The sequence below is a fragment of the Nocardia sp. Tas62D01 genome (genome assembly GCF_055232035.1).
On sequence record NZ_JBUYUZ010000001.1, the window covers coordinates 7,995,184 to 8,010,844 of the forward strand.

13 protein-coding genes and 1 pseudogene are annotated in these 15,661 nt (G+C 64.4%); all 14 read left to right on the forward strand.

Annotated elements, in window-relative coordinates:
* Positions 1-11 precede the first annotated feature (11 nt).
* Entirely contained in the window at positions 12-1,475 is a 1,464-nt protein-coding gene (locus ACV7NQ_RS38465; protein ID WP_463364033.1) for an MDR family MFS transporter, read from the forward strand.
* A gap of 673 nt (positions 1,476-2,148) precedes the next feature.
* Positions 2,149-2,343: pseudogene (locus tag ACV7NQ_RS38470) on the forward strand (IS982 family transposase); the annotation flags it as partial.
* A 425-nt stretch (positions 2,344-2,768) separates the two neighbouring features.
* Positions 2,769-4,169, forward strand: a complete 1,401-nt coding sequence (locus ACV7NQ_RS38475; RefSeq protein ID WP_463364034.1) for an amidase — start codon at positions 2,769-2,771, stop codon at positions 4,167-4,169.
* A 29-nt stretch (positions 4,170-4,198) separates the two neighbouring features.
* A complete protein-coding gene (locus ACV7NQ_RS38480; RefSeq protein WP_463364035.1) occupies positions 4,199-4,387 on the forward strand; it encodes a hypothetical protein in 189 nt (62 codons plus the stop codon).
* Between the two features lie 18 nt (positions 4,388-4,405).
* The gene (locus tag ACV7NQ_RS38485; RefSeq protein WP_463364036.1) at positions 4,406-5,950 is read left to right on the forward strand and encodes an amidase family protein; all 1,545 of its coding nucleotides are present in this window, start codon (positions 4,406-4,408) and stop codon (positions 5,948-5,950) included.
* 68 nt (positions 5,951-6,018) lie between these two features.
* Complete coding sequence (locus ACV7NQ_RS38490; protein ID WP_463364037.1) at positions 6,019-6,759, forward strand: GntR family transcriptional regulator; 741 nt, start codon at positions 6,019-6,021, stop codon at positions 6,757-6,759.
* Positions 6,760-6,769: 10 nt separating this feature from the next.
* A complete protein-coding gene (locus ACV7NQ_RS38495) occupies positions 6,770-7,714 on the forward strand; it encodes an ABC transporter permease (RefSeq protein WP_463364038.1) in 945 nt (314 codons plus the stop codon).
* A 99-nt stretch (positions 7,715-7,813) separates the two neighbouring features.
* A complete protein-coding gene (locus tag ACV7NQ_RS38500) occupies positions 7,814-8,620 on the forward strand; it encodes an ABC transporter permease (RefSeq protein ID WP_463364039.1) in 807 nt (268 codons plus the stop codon).
* Positions 8,620-9,672, forward strand: coding sequence for an ABC transporter ATP-binding protein (locus ACV7NQ_RS38505; RefSeq protein ID WP_463364040.1), 1,053 nt, complete (start codon positions 8,620-8,622; stop codon positions 9,670-9,672). Before ACV7NQ_RS38500 ends, ACV7NQ_RS38505 begins: the two co-directional genes overlap by 1 nt.
* Positions 9,672-10,631: an ABC transporter ATP-binding protein gene (locus ACV7NQ_RS38510; RefSeq protein ID WP_463364041.1), complete on the forward strand. Its 960-nt coding sequence runs from the start codon at positions 9,672-9,674 to the stop codon at positions 10,629-10,631. Before ACV7NQ_RS38505 ends, ACV7NQ_RS38510 begins: the two co-directional genes overlap by 1 nt.
* A gap of 36 nt (positions 10,632-10,667) precedes the next feature.
* Entirely contained in the window at positions 10,668-12,263 is a 1,596-nt protein-coding gene (locus ACV7NQ_RS38515; RefSeq protein ID WP_463364042.1) for an ABC transporter substrate-binding protein, read from the forward strand.
* Positions 12,264-12,301: 38 nt separating this feature from the next.
* Positions 12,302-13,561, forward strand: a complete 1,260-nt coding sequence (locus ACV7NQ_RS38520) for an MFS transporter (RefSeq protein ID WP_463364043.1) — start codon at positions 12,302-12,304, stop codon at positions 13,559-13,561.
* Between the two features lie 261 nt (positions 13,562-13,822).
* Positions 13,823-15,235 carry an amidase gene (locus ACV7NQ_RS38525; protein WP_463364044.1) on the forward strand — a complete coding sequence of 471 codons (1,413 nt, stop codon included), beginning with the start codon at positions 13,823-13,825 and terminating at the stop codon, positions 15,233-15,235.
* A 27-nt stretch (positions 15,236-15,262) separates the two neighbouring features.
* A complete protein-coding gene (locus ACV7NQ_RS38530; protein WP_463364045.1) occupies positions 15,263-15,613 on the forward strand; it encodes an amidase family protein in 351 nt (116 codons plus the stop codon).
* Positions 15,614-15,661 lie beyond the last annotated feature (48 nt).

The following is a 15,661-nucleotide window of genomic DNA, read 5'->3' on the forward strand; positions in this document are numbered from 1 at the left end:
GGAGGTATCCGATGCCCGCCGAAACATCCGCTCATCAGACCGGAGGGCGGACCCCGACGGTGATCCGGCTGCTGGTGCTCGCGACCTTCGTGGTGATCCTGAACGAAACCATCATGATCAACGCGATACCGCGCCTGATGGCCGACCTCCACGTCACCGAGCGGTCGGCGCAGTGGGTGTCCACCGCGTTCATGCTCACCATGGCGGCCGTCATCCCGGTCACCGGATGGCTCCTGCAGCGGGTCACGACCCGCCGGGCCTACGCGATCGCGATGGGCGTCTTCTTGGCCGGCACCGCGCTGTCTGCCCTCGCCCCGTCGTTCGCGGTGCTGCTGCTCGGACGGGTCATCCAGGCGGGCGGCACCGCAGTGATGATGCCGCTGTTGATGACCACCCTGATGACGGTGGTACCCGAGCAAGACCGCGGGCGGGTCATGGGCAATGTCACCCTTGCCATCTCGGTGGCGCCGGCGATGGGGCCGGTCATATCCGGCCTGGTGCTGCAGATCGGCTCCTGGCGGTGGCTGTTCGCGCTGGTGCTCCCGATCGCCGCGGCGGTCGCCTGGCTGGGCCTGCGACGGCTGGAGAATATCGGCGAACCGCAGACCGGCGCGATCGACTGGTCCAGCGTGGCATTCGCGGCGCTGGGATTCGGCGGCCTGCTGTACGGGCTCAGCCAGTTCGGGGCCGGCAGCGTCGCCACACCCGTGCTGATCGTCGCCGCCGGACTGGCCCTCATCGGGGTGTTCGCGGCCCGTCAACTACGGCTGCAGCGCACCGGCACTCCACTGCTCGATCTGCGCATCCTGTTGTTCGGCACGTACACCAAGGCGCTGATCCTCATGTCGGTCGCATTCTTGGCGATGCTCGGATCGATGATCCTACTGCCGCTGTACCTGCAGAACCTGCGTGGCCTGAGTCCACTGCAGACGGGTCTGCTGGTGATGCCCGGCGGACTCGCCATGGGCCTGCTGGGCCCCGCTATCGGGCGCCTGTTCGACCGGTTCGGCGGGCGAGTGCTGGTGATTCCCGGTTCGTTCGGTATCGCGGCCACGCTGGCCGGGTTCACCCAGATCTCGATGACCATGCCGTACTGGCAGCTACTGGTCATGCACGTCCTACTCATGGTCTCGCTGGCGGCGGCCTTCACCCCCGTCTTCACCCTGGGCCTGGGCGCACTCCCGCAACACCTGTACTCCCACGGCAGCTCCATGCTGGGCACGCTGCAGCAGGTGGCCGCGGCTGTCGGCACCGCACTGGTAGTGACCGTAATGTCCACCCGCAGCACCGAACTGGTAGCGCACGGCACCGATCCGATCACCGCGCACCTCGACGGCATGCGCCTGGCCTTCGCCGTTTCCGCCGCGCTGGCGCTGATCGTGATCGTGATGGCGGTGCTGTTGCCTCGCCGGTCCAGCGCCCCGGAGGAGTCGAACGAGCCTGAGACACTCGCCCCCGAGCTTGTCGAGGGCTGATCAAAATTCCGTTACCCCCGATCACGCGCGCCCCTCGGTAGTGAGGAAGGCGAGCAGGATCAGCCGGCTGGTCTTGCGCGTGCGCTCACGCCGCGGTCGGACAACTGGCTGCAAGCGGTGGAACAACTCGCCGAAGCCAAAGCGCTGTTGACCTGACCACAGGCTGCAGTCACCACCGTGTAACTGAGCCTCCTGGCAGCGCATGCCAGTGATCACCCCGCCGACGATGCACCCGTTGGACTGGTTGCCGGGGCAGTCACGGCCGGGGTCACCTCGACGATGATGTGCTTGGTCAGGGGTAGTCCGCTCTGACTTGCAGATGAACAACACGTAATTTTTGCTAGGTTGCGGTGTGTCTGCTTGTGCGAGTGGCGAATTCGCGTGTCTGGGTTGCGGTGTTGAGGGTGGTTCCGGTCGGTTCGGGTGTGTGGCCGGAGTCGTCGAGCAGGGGCCGGGTGTGTTTGAGCGCTTTGAGGATGGCGGTGGTACTTACTCCGACCAGTTCGGCGAGGACGTGTGTGGGTGTGGAGAAGCGTTGTCGCTGCAGGGTGATGGCGACGCGGTCGGCGAAGGAGGTGGCGGGTTTGCGGCCGCTTGCCCGGGTGGGGGTTCGGGCTTGGTGGGCTGGGGTGAGTTCGGCGAGCAGGTCGTCGAATTCCGGTGGTGTGAGCGCAAGATCGGAAATCTCGGCAGCATCGGCCAACTCATCGAATCGGTCTACGACACCTGCAAAGGACACCTTTCCCTCGAAGCCCACGGCCCCCGCACCGCCGCCGGACTCTACGCCCGTGTCGCCCAGCGACTCCTCGCCCTGGCCGCCGCGATCTGGCACAACCTCACCACTGGCGCCCCGACCAGCCGATCACTGACCCCTTGGATTCAACCGTCTAGCCTCCTCGAGCCGGCCCGGTGTTGGTGGCGGCGTCGCCAGATCCCTGCCGGCAGGGCGGCGCGGTCGAGGCTGCGGGTGGTCACGTGTGCCAGAAGACATCGGATTTCGCCGAAGGTGAGACAGATGAGGCCGCTCCCAATGCTTTTGGGGCGATGGCGGCGGTGACGGCGAGTTAGGTGCGGGCGATCCGATCGAGAATGTGATCTGCGCCTCAATTGGGCATTCGTGTAGCGCGAATTAACATTTGTTCAATCCAAAACACCTGTCGGACATGGCCTTTCATCGAAACTACGTGGCGTAACTTTTGGGCCCACCGCGGATATCGGCAGGTAACACATTCCTGTGACTGTTTCATCACTCGGCGGAAACAGGTCCGTCGGTTGGTAAGGACGGAGGTCGACATGGGCAGGTTCCTCACGATCGCCGATGCAGCCGCTGCGCTGGATGCGGGCACGGTCACCTCGTGTGAACTCGTCGAAGAAGCACTGGCGACCGCGGACGCATGCAGCGATCTGGGCGTTTACATCACCCGTTTCGACGCGTCGGCGATCGCGGCGGCGAAAATCGCCGATGCCGAGCGGTCGGCGGGGAAGGCGCGCGGACCACTGCATGGGATTCCGCTGGGTATCAAGGACATTATCTCGACGGTGGAGGGGCCAAGCACGGCGCAGAGCGTGATACTCGATCCCGAGTGGTCTGCTGGCGAGGGGGACGCCCCGGTGGTGGCGCGACTGCGCGCGGCGGGCGCGGTGATCACGGGCAAGGTCACCACATACGAATACGCCATCGGATTTCCAGACTCGGACAAGCAGTTCCCAATCCCACGTAATCCGTGGAACCTCGACTACAGTCCGGGGGGATCCAGTTCAGGCACTGCGGCGGGCGTTGCTGCGGGGCTGTTTCTCGGCGGACTCGGTACCGACACCGGCGGAAGCATCCGGATGCCTGCGGCGTACTGCGGCATCACCGGTCTGAAGGCGACGTTCGGTCGCGTCCCGAAGTCGGGATGCGTACCGCTCGGCTACACCCTCGATCACATCGGGCCGATGGCGCGCAGCGCCGTCGATTGTGCGCTCATGCTCGACGCGTTGGCAGGCTACGACGCGTCGGACCCCTACGCGTCTGCCCACCCAAGCACCCCGTATGCGGCTGCTTTACCGATGGATCTGTCCGGCCTCACCATCGGCGTCGACATGCTCACACATTTGCCGGATCCGGTGGATCCGGCACTGCACCCAACGATGATGGCCGCCATAGCGGCACTCGAGGCTGCCGGGGCGACGATCGTCGATGCCACGCTGCCGTTGTACGAGGAGATCCGGACCGCGCAGATGGTCATCATGAGCGCGGAGGCAGCTACCTACCACCTGCCGGATCTGGCGACCCGTTTCACCGAGTACGGTGCCGGCGCCCGGTATTTCATTGGCAATGGACTGAATTACACCGCCACGGACTACATTCAGGCGCAACGCGTCCGGCGCCTCGGGCAGATGGCCCTCGCAGAACTGTTCGCCGAGGTAGACATCGTGGTCACACCGACGTCTCTGCAAGGTGCGTTCAAGCTCGCCGACACCGCCCCGACCCGTCCCATCGACACCCTGGCCGGAATTCAGACACAGTACTGGAACTGCCCGGGCAACCCGGTGATGTCGATCCCGATCGGTTTCACCGAGGCGGGCCTGCCTCTGGGCATGCAGATCTGCGGCAGGCCGTTCGCCGAGACCACAGTCCTCGGTGTCGGCGCAGTCTTCCAGTCCAGCACCGACTGGCATCTGCAGACCCCGACGCTCGTCACCGCCTGATCGCCCGAGCTCACTCAAGGAGATACGACATGTCCTTCTCGGCAGACACCACGGTTCGCCACCTCCTCGCCCTGTCCGGCGTCACCCCCAACGAGGCCGAAATCGCCGCAATGATCGAGCAATTCGCCCCCAGTAGGGCTTCGATCGATGCGCTTTACCGCGTGCAGGGCGTGCGCTACGAGTCCCCGGCCATCGGCTTCACACCTTTCACTCAGTAGATCGACTGGAGTAGCAACATGGATTCACAGCGGGCATTCGGTCGGCTCCGACCGCCGACGGCTGAACAGGTCGCCGGTTACGCGAACTTCTTGGGCTGGCGCATCACCGAGACCGAGACACAGGTGCTCGCGGAGAAAGTCGCGGCGGCATTGACCACCCTTGACGAACTGGAAGGCTTGCCCGAGCCCACACCGGTCCTTCGGCATCGCTACCGAGATCCCGGCCATACACCGGTCGGTGACGAGGACCCGTACAACGCGTTTATCCGATTCTGCGATGTGCGCGGAGCAGAGCGTGGTCCGCTTGCCGGCCGCACCGTCGGAGTGAAGGACTGTATCGCAGTAGCCGGCGTACCGATGACCAACGGTGGTCGACGCAACCCGGTGCAGGTGCCAACCGAGGATGCCGTGGTCATCGAGCGGCTACTCGACGCGGGTGCCCGGATCACCGGCAAGACCAACCTCGAAGACCTCGGGTGTGGTCTCGGTGAGGGCTCCTACTATGGTGCGTCGCGAAATCCCCTCAACCCGGCCCGCTCGACCGGTGGATCCTCGTCGGGGTCGGGTGCCGCGGTCGCCGCGGGCCAGGTCGACCTTGCGCTGGGGGCCGACGAAGGCGGCTCAGTGCGTATCCCCGCGGCGTGGTGCGGCCTGGTGGGTATGAAGGCCACCCATGGCCTCGTGCCCTCGTACGGGATGACCTACATGGATCACACCCTCGACCACATCGGCCCGATGACCCGCACTGTCGCGGATAACGCGCTCATGCTGGAAGTGCTGGCCGGACCGGACGAGCGTGACCCGCAATGGCTGCGCGCGGGTTCAAGGTTCGAGACCAGCTACGAGTCGCTCTTCACCAGTCGAGAAGGACTGGGAGTCAAAGGCCTTCGTATCGGCGTCATCGTCGAGTCGCTGGATCCTGTAGGTGCGACGGAGGGGATGAAGGCCGCGTTCGCCGGGACCAGGAAAACACTCGAGGCAATGGGTGCCAACGTAATCGAGCTGTCGGTGCCGCTCTGGGAGCACGGCTGGATGATCACCTCCGCGGTTCTCACCGCAAGCCTGAGCGCGATGGCGGCCAGCTACGGTACCGGGAACTTCGCGCATCTGGGCCGGGTCGACCCACAAGCCGTCGCGACCCTCGCGGCGCAGGCTCGACTCGGCGGCACGGACCTGCCTCCGATGCTCAAGGCGAATCTGCTCGTTGCCGAGCACGTGCGTTCCGAGTATTTCGGGGTGCCGTTCGTCAAGGCGCACAACATGCGACGTGAGCTCACCAAGCAGGTTGACGCCGCATTCGAACAGGTCGATGTGCTGATCACCCCGACCACGCCGGGAGTTGCCCATCTGTTGGCCGACTCGCTGAGTGTTGGCGAGTTGGTGGCGGAGCGGATCGGGTCCTCGACCCGCAATACCTCTCCACTCGACATAACCGGCCATCCGGCGCTCACGGTGCCCGGTGGACTCGCCGAAGACGACCTGCCGGCCGGGTTCCAGATCATTGCACCCCATTTCGGTGAAGGGCTGTGCTACCAGGTTGGATTCGCCGTCGAGTCAGCGTAGCTGCGGCTGATCTTCTTCCACGGGATTCGTTCGCGGAACCCCGGTTCCCCTGACCTGAAAGGCTGACTGTGAGTGTTGCCCGAGAGTCCTGGACGCGCCCACGCCGGGCCGAGGCGGCTGTTCGGATTGCCGATCTCCTGCGGGATCGGATCCTCGGCGGCTACTACCGGAATCGGCGGTTCCCGAGCGAACCCGCCTTGATCCTCGAGTTCGCGTGCAGCCGCAACGCGGTGCGCGACGCGCTGTCCATGCTGCGCGAGGAAGGCATGGTCGAGAGGACCCAGGGGGCCGGGACTTTTGCCGTGTCACGCAAGCTCGTGCACCAGTTCGACCGGGTGCATTCGAGTCACGATGCCGCCGAACGCAGCGGAATCGTCCCGCTCCGCGGCAGGTTCATCGGCTCACAGACTGTGGTGGCTTCGCCGGCGCTTATCGACAAACTGGCACTCGCCGCCGGGGCAATCTGTACCCGGCTCGAGTTCCTCACGTTGCATGGCGACCGGCCGGTCGCCGTGACTCGCAGCTACGTCCCTGGTGATTCACACGGCGCCCCGATCGGCTCCGTGTTCTCCGGTGACTACTACGACCGGCTCGAACAGTCCGGAATCGAGGTCGGCTCGGCTGTCCAAAAGGTCGAGGCGGTGCTGGCCGATGCGTGGGCCGCCGATCATCTCGCCATCGAGGTCGGTGCACCTCTGATGCTCTTCAGCCGCGTGCTGTACGGAACTGACGGGCAGCCGGTGGAAACCGGTTTCGTGCGGTTCTCGGGCGCCGAAATCTGTCTCGAGGTATCCCTACCCCGCCTATGAAAGGTGCGCCATGATCCGCTTCGTCGGACGGCGGATGCTCACCGCGATCCCCATCCTTATCGGGGTGTCGATCGTCGTGTTCATCACGATCAAGATCATCCCCGGTGATCCGGTGGCCAGCCTCGCCGGTCCAACCAGTACGCCGGAGAGCAGGGCCGAGTTGAGCGCTCGGCTCGGCCTCGACCGTCCACTACCCCTGCAATATGTCAGCTGGGTCAGCAATCTCTTGCAGGGAGACCTGGGCAAGTCCATCGCGAAGCAGGTTCCGGTGTTGCCGATCGTGTTCGATGCCTTCGGCAATACGCTGATTCTCACCCTGTTCTCGGCCGCCGTGGCCGTCGTGGCCGGACTATTCCTTGGCGGAATCGCCGCGCTGCGCCGCGGAAAGATCGCTGCGGCGATCAGCAACGCGATCTCTCTCGTCTCGATCTCCCTGCCGCAGTACTCGGTGGGCCTGATCCTGATCATCTATGTTGCTGCGGGAGCCGGATTGTTTCCCACCTCCGGCATGTACAGCCCGTTCGGTGGCGGTGGGGTAGGAGATCTGCTCTCCCACCTGATCTTGCCCGGTATCACCGCCGCACTCGTGCCCGCCGGCATTATCGCGCGGATGTTCAGGTCCACCCTCATCGACGTCATGAGCATGGATTTCATCGATGCGTTGCGGGCGCGGGGGCTCAGCGAGCGCCGAATCCTCTGGCACGCCTTCCATAACACCACCCCGACGATCGTCACCATCGTCGGTCTGCAGCTCGGCTACCTGCTGGGTGGTGTCATCTTCGTCGAGACGGTTTTCAGTTGGCCGGGTGTCGGCCTGCTCGTGTTCGAATCAATCTCGCAGCGGGATCTGCCAGTCATTCAAGCCGGAGTAATCGTCTCGGCGCTGGCGTTCGTGGTGATCAATCTGCTGGTCGACGTCATTCAAGCCGTGATCGACCCGCGTGTGCGTGCCTGACCGTCCCCGACCCAGCCGAAAGGTATTTTCATGGCCACCCTTAGTATTCCGCTTCCTCGGGTTCGTCAACGTGTGTCCCGTAGGAGTCGAAAACGGTCCTTGCCGCTGTCGGCGCAGCTGTCCGTCGGTGTGATCGGACTGATCGTCTTTGCCACTCTCGCTGCTCCGCTGATCGCACCGTACGATCCCCTCGTCGGCTCTTTGAGCGGGCGGCTGCTGCCAATCGGTACCGATGGCCACATTCTCGGCACCGATGGGCAGGGTCGGGATATTCTGTCGCGGCTGCTCTACGGCGCGCGGCCGTCTCTGATGACCGGGCTGATCCCCGTAATCGTCGCCGGCAGTCTCGGTACCGGGCTGGGTCTTATTGCCGGACTTGGCTCCTCACGCACCCGCACCGGCGTGATGCGGACCCTCGACGTGTTCTACGCGTTTCCCGCGGTCCTGCTGGCAATCGCGATCGCCGCAGCCCTCGGCTCGGGTTCGTCGAACTCGATCATCGCCCTCGCGGTGATCCTGGTGCCCCCGGTGGCGCGCATCGCCGAAACCGAGACGTCCCGGCTGCGCAACGTCGATTACATGGAGGCGGCCAGGGCCAGCGGAGCCTCCTGGACTTCGATCGCGATGCGTCAGGTACTGCCGAACATCGCGCCCGCGGTCATGGTCTACTGCACCGCGCTGATCGGCCTATCCATCGTTTACGCCGCCGGTCTGTCCTACCTGGGCCTTGGCATCGCGCCGCCCGCCGCTGAATGGGGCCTGACCATCAGCGAACTGCAGCAGTACATGTTCAATGCGCCGTCCTTGATCCTCGCTCCGATCCTGGCGATCGTCATCGCTTCCGTCGCGTTCAACGTGCTCGGTGACGGGCTGCGGGATTACCTCAACGTCAGATCGGAGATGTGATGACTGTCGACGAAGCGGCCGAGGTCCGGCCGACCGTGGAAACCGCCTTGCCGACGACACCGGTGCTGTGTGTCGAAAACCTCTCAACGACTTTCGCGGTCAACGGTTCGCAGGTGCGCGCCGTCCGATCCGTTTCCTTCGAGTTGCGCGCTGGTGAGACCATGGTCTTGCTCGGGGAGAGCGGCAGCGGCAAGTCCGTGACCGCCCGCTCGATCATGCGCCTACATGGACCGCGGGCCCGGATCGAGGGCTCGATCATGCTCGCCGGCGTCGACGTGCTCGCCGCTTCCGACGATCAAATGCGTGCTCTGCGCGGATCTACTGTTGCGATGGTGCCGCAGGACCCCACTGGGGCGCTCGATCCTCTCCGCCGGATCGGCAAGCAACTCGTCGAGGTCATGCTGCTCCATCGCATCGTCGACACGAAGCCGCAGGCCCGCGACCGAGCCGTGGATCTGCTACGCCAAGTAGGGATCCCGGACCCCCATCGGGTATTCCGATCGTTCCCGCATGAGCTGTCCGGGGGCATGCGCCAACGGGTGGCCATCGCGATCGCGATCAGTTGTGACCCCGCACTGATCGTTGCGGACGAGCCGACTACCGCCCTCGACGTCACGGTGCAGGCACAGGTGCTCGAGCTGTTCGCCGAGCTGCAGCAGCGGCTCGGTACCGCACTACTGATGGTGACCCACGACGTCGGCGTTGCCGCGGACATCGCCGACCGTATTGCGGTGATGTATGCGGGAAGCATTGTCGAATCCGGTCCCGGCCGCGATGTGCTCGGTGCGCCGCGGCACCCGTACACCCGGGCACTGCTGGCGGCCGTGCCCAACCCGGAGACGCTGCGGGGCGCACTCAAAGCGATTGCTGGATCTCCACCCACCGCGGGCGAACCGTTCGCCGGTTGTGCCTTCGCGGGTCGCTGTGACTATGCAACCGCCGAATGCAATTTCGGCGCACCCAGCCTGGTCACCGTCGCATCTGGTCGAAAGGCCGCGTGTCCTGTTCTCAATCCCTCGGCCGATAACCAGTTCCTGGCAGGAGCCCGCTGATGGCCTCGACACCACTGCTCGACGCAGTCGACCTCACCAAGACATTCGGTACCGGTGTACGTGCGGTCAACGGCGTCAGCCTCACCGTAAATCGCGGCGAGACCGTTGGTCTTGTCGGCGAATCAGGATGCGGAAAATCCACCACCGCGAAGATGCTGCTTCGGTTGCTGGATCCGGACTCCGGCCAGCTCCGCTTCGACGGAGCGGACATATTGTCCGTGCGCGGACGGAAGCTGCGCGAACTGCGGAAAAACCTCCAGGTCGTGCCGCAGAACCCACAGACCTCGCTGAACCCGCGTATGACGGTGCGGCAATCGATCGAATTCAACCTCCGTGCCCACGGTTACCCCAAGTCGGAGTGGCAGTCTCGGATCGACGGCTTGCTTGACCGTGTCGGACTGACACGCGTGCAGGGTCAAGCGTTCCCACACGAGTTATCAGGTGGGCAATTGCAGCGCGCCGCAATCGCCCGCGCCCTCGCGACCGAACCCGCACTCGTCATTTGTGACGAAGCGGTCTCCGCACTGGACAAGTCCGTGCAGGCACAGGTACTCAACCTGCTCGCCGAACTGCAGGCCGACCTCGGCGTTGCGTACCTGTTCATCTCCCATGATCTGGCAGTGGTGCAACACATCAGCGACCGCGTCGTGGTGATGTACCTCGGAAGGGTCGTCGAGGAGGCCCCCGCCGCGCGGCTGTGGCAGGGACCGTCGCATCCATACGCGGCGACGTTGCTCTCGGCGTCACCCAACAGTGGACGCGAACGAATCGTGCTGCACGGGGATCTGCCGAATCCGGCGAATCCTCCCTCGGGCTGCGTGTTCCATACCCGCTGCCCTGTCGCCACCGATCAATGCTCGATCCAGGTGCCGGAATTGACCACGGTGGGAAAACACCACCTCAGCGCCTGCCTGCTCACCTCCGAAACCAATCCGACCGCACTACCCCTGGCGTCCTGAACCGCCAGTTCAGTATTCCCGAGAGGAACTAGATCCATGAAAGTGCAGTTCACCCGCAGAAGGGCCGTTGCAGCAGCACTGCTCGCCGGGCTGATGGCGACCACCGTCGCATGTGGCGGCCCATCCGGTGGCGGCGGGAGCGCTGCCGGGACCCTCGCGATCGGCATGACAGCCTCGGACATCCCGCTACTCGACACCGGCATGTCCCAGAACCAGGGCTACGAGGGTATCCGTTGGGTCGGCAATCAGCTGTACGACGGCCTGACGAAGTTCGACCTCAGGCAAGGTGACAAGATTCCGGCGCTCATCCCGGGCCTTGCCACCAAGTGGACACCCAATGAGGACGGGTCCTCGTGGACGTTCACGCTGCGAACCGGCGTGAAATTTCACGACGGCGAGCCGTTCAACGCCGATGCCGTGGTGTTCAACTTCGACCGCTACATGAACAAGACGAGCCAGTATTACTACCCGGAGTTGAATGCGCAGGCCAGTTTGAATATTGCCGGCATCAAGTCGGCCACCAAGGTGGATGACATGACCGTCCGCATCGACACCGACGGTCCGTTGTCCTACTTGCCCAGCAACCTTGCGACCGTGTTCTTCGCATCACCGAAGGCGGTCAAGGAGCTCGGCAACGAGCGCTTCGCACTCAACCCGGTCGGCACCGGGCCGTTCAAATTCGAAAGTTACAAGCGCGGCCAGCAGCTCACCGTCACCGCGAACGATAACTATTGGGGTGGCCGCCCCAAAGTCGACCGTGTGGTGTTCAAGCCGATTCCAGATGTGACAGCCCGCGTGGCGGCACTGCGCTCCGGGCAGGTCAACTGGATCGAGGTTCCCTCGCCGGACGACGTGCCCTCGCTCGAGGCCGCTGGGTACCAGGTGCTGACCAACTCGTACGACCATACGTGGCCGTGGGTACTCGACGTGACGAAGGGCCCGCTCGCGAATGTGAAAGTGCGGCAGGCGTTGAACTATGCGATCAACCGCGACTCCATGGTCAGTCAGCTGCTCAAGGGCACCGCTGAACCCATGCTTCAGACCGGGGCACGCGCCAATGCCGCCTACCGCCCCCAGAACGACCTGTACTCCTACGATCCGGCCAAGGCCAAGGCCATGCTGGCGGAAGCCGGCTTCCCGAACGGCTTCGCCTTGCGACTGTCGTATCCGACGAGTGGATCGGGCAATATGATCCCGACCCCGATGAACCAGGCATTGCAGCAGGACCTCGCGGCCGTGGGCGTCAAGGTGGCCCTGGAACCGGTCGAATGGGCATCGATGCTGACCGACTTCTTCAACGGCAAAATCCCCGGTGGCGCCGACATGATCAACATCAGCCTGTCGATGCAGCAGGAAGGCTTCTGGAACACCTGGTTCGGCTCCCACAGCTCATCGAACGCCGGTAAGTACTCCAATCCACAGGTCGACGCCCTGCTCCAGCAAGCCAAGGCGACGCTCGACGATTCCGCGCGCAGTGCGATCTACTCGCAGGTGGTGGCACTGCTCACGCAGGACGCGGCGTGGCTGGACATCGTGAGCGACAAGAACCCGCGTGCACTGGCCCCCAACGTCAAGGGATTCGTCCAGCCCAAATCGTGGTTCGCCGATCTGACCACGGTCACAGTCGGCTAGCACCGCGATTTGAGGAGGTACGACAGAAGGCGACAACGATGTCCGACATTCAGACGGCCAAGCCGACCGCAAACCCTCCGATGATTCGAGGATTCCTCGGTCTCGTGGTGATGTGCGGAGTCGCCTTCGGTCTCACCTCACCGCTGACCGCAATCCTCGCGGTCGCACTCGGCGCCAGCCCACTATCCGCCGGCATTGTGGTGGCCTCGATGCAAATGGTCACCCTCACAATGAATGTCATTGGCACACGATGGCTCCCGTACCTGGAGCCACGACGCGCGCTGAGTTTGAGCCTGCTGATCTTCGGCGTCGGCTCCGCCGTCACGGCCATTGCCCCGAACCCGTGGATCGTGGGCGTAGCCCGGGCCTTCCAAGGGCTCGGCACGGTGATGTTCGTGGCGGTGGGGCCGCAACTGGCGATCCGCGCCGCAGGCGATGGGGCGGAAGGACGGGCACTCGGCGGGTTCAACGCCGCATGGTTCCTCGGGATCGCGGTCGGACCGCTGGCCGGCGGCGGATTGACCTGGGCCGCGCTCGCCGGAGCCTGGGTGGATGTCGAGGCCTTCGGGCCCCGGTTCGCGTTCGCGGTATGCGCCGCGCTCAGTCTGCTGGCCAGCGCGGTGGTGCGGCTGCATCTGCCCTACCTCGCCAGTCAACGCAAGCCCCGGCTCGGCTTGCCCTCGATCCCCGAATTCGCAAGGCCGCGAGCACTATCCGTGCTCGTGCTCGGCGGCCTCGGTCAGTCGTTGCGCGGCGGATTGGCGTTGACGCTGATGCCGCTCACCGCGGCTCGGTACTTCGGGCTCAGCGGGTTCGTCCTCGGGATGGTTCTCACGGTGGCGGCGATGTTCGACATGCTCGCCATGTACGTCGCCGGGACCCTTGCCGACCGGGTCGGGAGACTGCCCACCACCACGTTCGGCATGAGCCTCGGCGTCATCGGTTCGATGCTGGCCTACCACGCGGTGCAATCGCATTCGTTGGGGCTGTACGTGGTGGCAAGCGCGCTGCTCGGCACCGCGATCGGTACCGGATGGGTTCTGCCGTCCATCTCAGCGGTCGACCTCGCACTCTCCATGGAGAGCGGCCTGTCAGCGTACCGAATCGCCGCCGACATCGGAATGGGGCTCGGCTCGATCGCGGTCGGCGCGCTTGTCGGCACTTTCGGGATCGGCTCCGCGCTGGCCGGCGTCATCACAGTCCTGCTCACGTGCATAGTGCTCACCGCCTTCATCGGTGAAACCTTGCGGCCACCAACAACAGACCACATTCGCGCTGCACCGCAACTCGCGGCGTGAGGAAACCGTTCTCGCTCGGAACACGAAGGAGATCAACATGCATCCACAAGATGAACTCGACAGTGCAATAGAACACTTCCGCCAATGCGCATTGGATCAAGGACTGTCATTCGACCGCGACCGACTGAAAACCGCCGTGCACACCCACCGCGCCATGGCGCCACGACTGGATCGATTGCGCCACATACCCCTGGTCTTCGTCGGTGACGTTATCGAACCATCGTCCGCAACAGGCTGGCTCGAATCAGGAGATGAATCGCGATGACCGAATTATGGGAGCTCACTGCTACGGACTTGCTCGCCGCGTACCGGGCCGGCGAAGCCTCGCCCATTGAAGCGACGCATTCGTGCCTGGACCGCATCGATCAACTCGACGGAACGCTAAATGCGGTACTCACCCTGCTCGCAGACTCCGCACTGGCACAGGCCGCCGAGAGTGCGAACCGCTGGCGATCGGGAGTACCGCGCCTGCTCGAGGGCGTGCCCTACGGTCTCAAGGACATCATCGACACTGATGGCGTGCCGACCACCGGCGGATCCGCACTCTACCGGGAGAACGTTCCCAAGGCCGACGCCGCACTCGCCGCCCGACTCGGCGCGGCAGGCGGTGTGCGGTTGGCCAAACTGCACACCTTCGAATTCGCCTGCGGCGGAGCCGAAAACAAGACGTTCGGCCGCTGCCTAAATCCCTGGGACACCACTCGCACCACCGGCGGCTCGTCGTCCGGTTCCGGTGCCGCCGTCGCATCGGGGGAGATGCCACTCGCGATCGGCACCGATACCGGTGGCTCGATCCGCATTCCCGCCGCGTACTGCGGCATCACCGGTCTCAAACCCACCTACGGTCGAGTACCACGCGACGGTGTCATGGGGTTGTCCTGGACGCTGGACCATGCCGGGCCGATGGCTCGTTCCGTGCGTGATGCCGCGGTGATGCTCGAAGCGATCGCAGGATTCCACCCTGGCGACCAGAATTCCTCACGCCGCCCGGTACCCGCCTACTCCCGGGTGTTGCCCGCCGATCTGCGCGGAGTACGGCTCGGCCGACCCCGCGGTTGGTTCGAAGACAGCCTCAGCCCCGAGATCGCGGCCGCATTCGAACAGGCCATCGGCGAATTGACCGAACTCGGCGCGGTTGTCGTCGATGTCGCACTGGCCGACGTCGACCTATGGGAAACAGCGGCCCTCGCAGTGATGTACCCCGAGACGCTGTCCTATCACCAGCACCACGTCTACGACGTGGAGAACCGGGACCCGATGGGAGCAGGGTTGCTCGCGGACGCCCCCTACATCCCGGCCGTGGACTACCTGCGTAGCCTGCGCTACCGGCGCATCGCCCAGGGGCAACTCGAGGTCGCGATGAAGGGCACCGACGCATTGATCACGCCCAGTGTCTGTGCAGTCGCCCCCGAATTGGATGCCATCGCGGACACACAGGGCAGCGCCGCCTGGCTCGCCAGAGTCATGCGAAATTCGATCCCGTTCAATCTCACCGGCAGTCCAGCGCTCTGCCTGCCTGCCTGCCCATCAGGAGGCGCGACCGCCGGGCTTCCCACCAGCATCCAGTTGGTCGGTCGCCCGCACGACGAATCGACCCTATTTGCCATTGGTTCCAGCTACCAGCAGGCCACCGACCACCACATTCGCATGCCCGAACTCCAAGCAGCGCGGTAGCGCACACACTCTCTGTAGGAGAAATCCATGACTTCAGTACGCGCGGCAGCAGTTTCGACCGCACCGGACGCGATGCCGCTGACCATCTCTGCCGCCGCCGCAGCCTTGCGTGCGGGAACTCTAACAGCCGTTGAGTTGACGCAGAAGACGATCGAGCGCGCAAACGCACTCGACGAGCAACTCGGGACATATATCGTACGAACCGATCAGCAGGCCCTCGCGGCCGCCGCCGACGCGGACTTCGCGGCCGGTGTCGACAAAGGTCTGTTGCAAGGAATTCCGCTGGGCATCAAGGACATCATCGCCACCGAGGATGCGCCGACGACAGCCGCAACAGCGCGCCGCTCTCGACGCCCTCTACTACGTTCCCATGACTAAAGAGGAGGAACCGCAACTCGTGTTCACTCCCTACGAATAAGTCAAGGC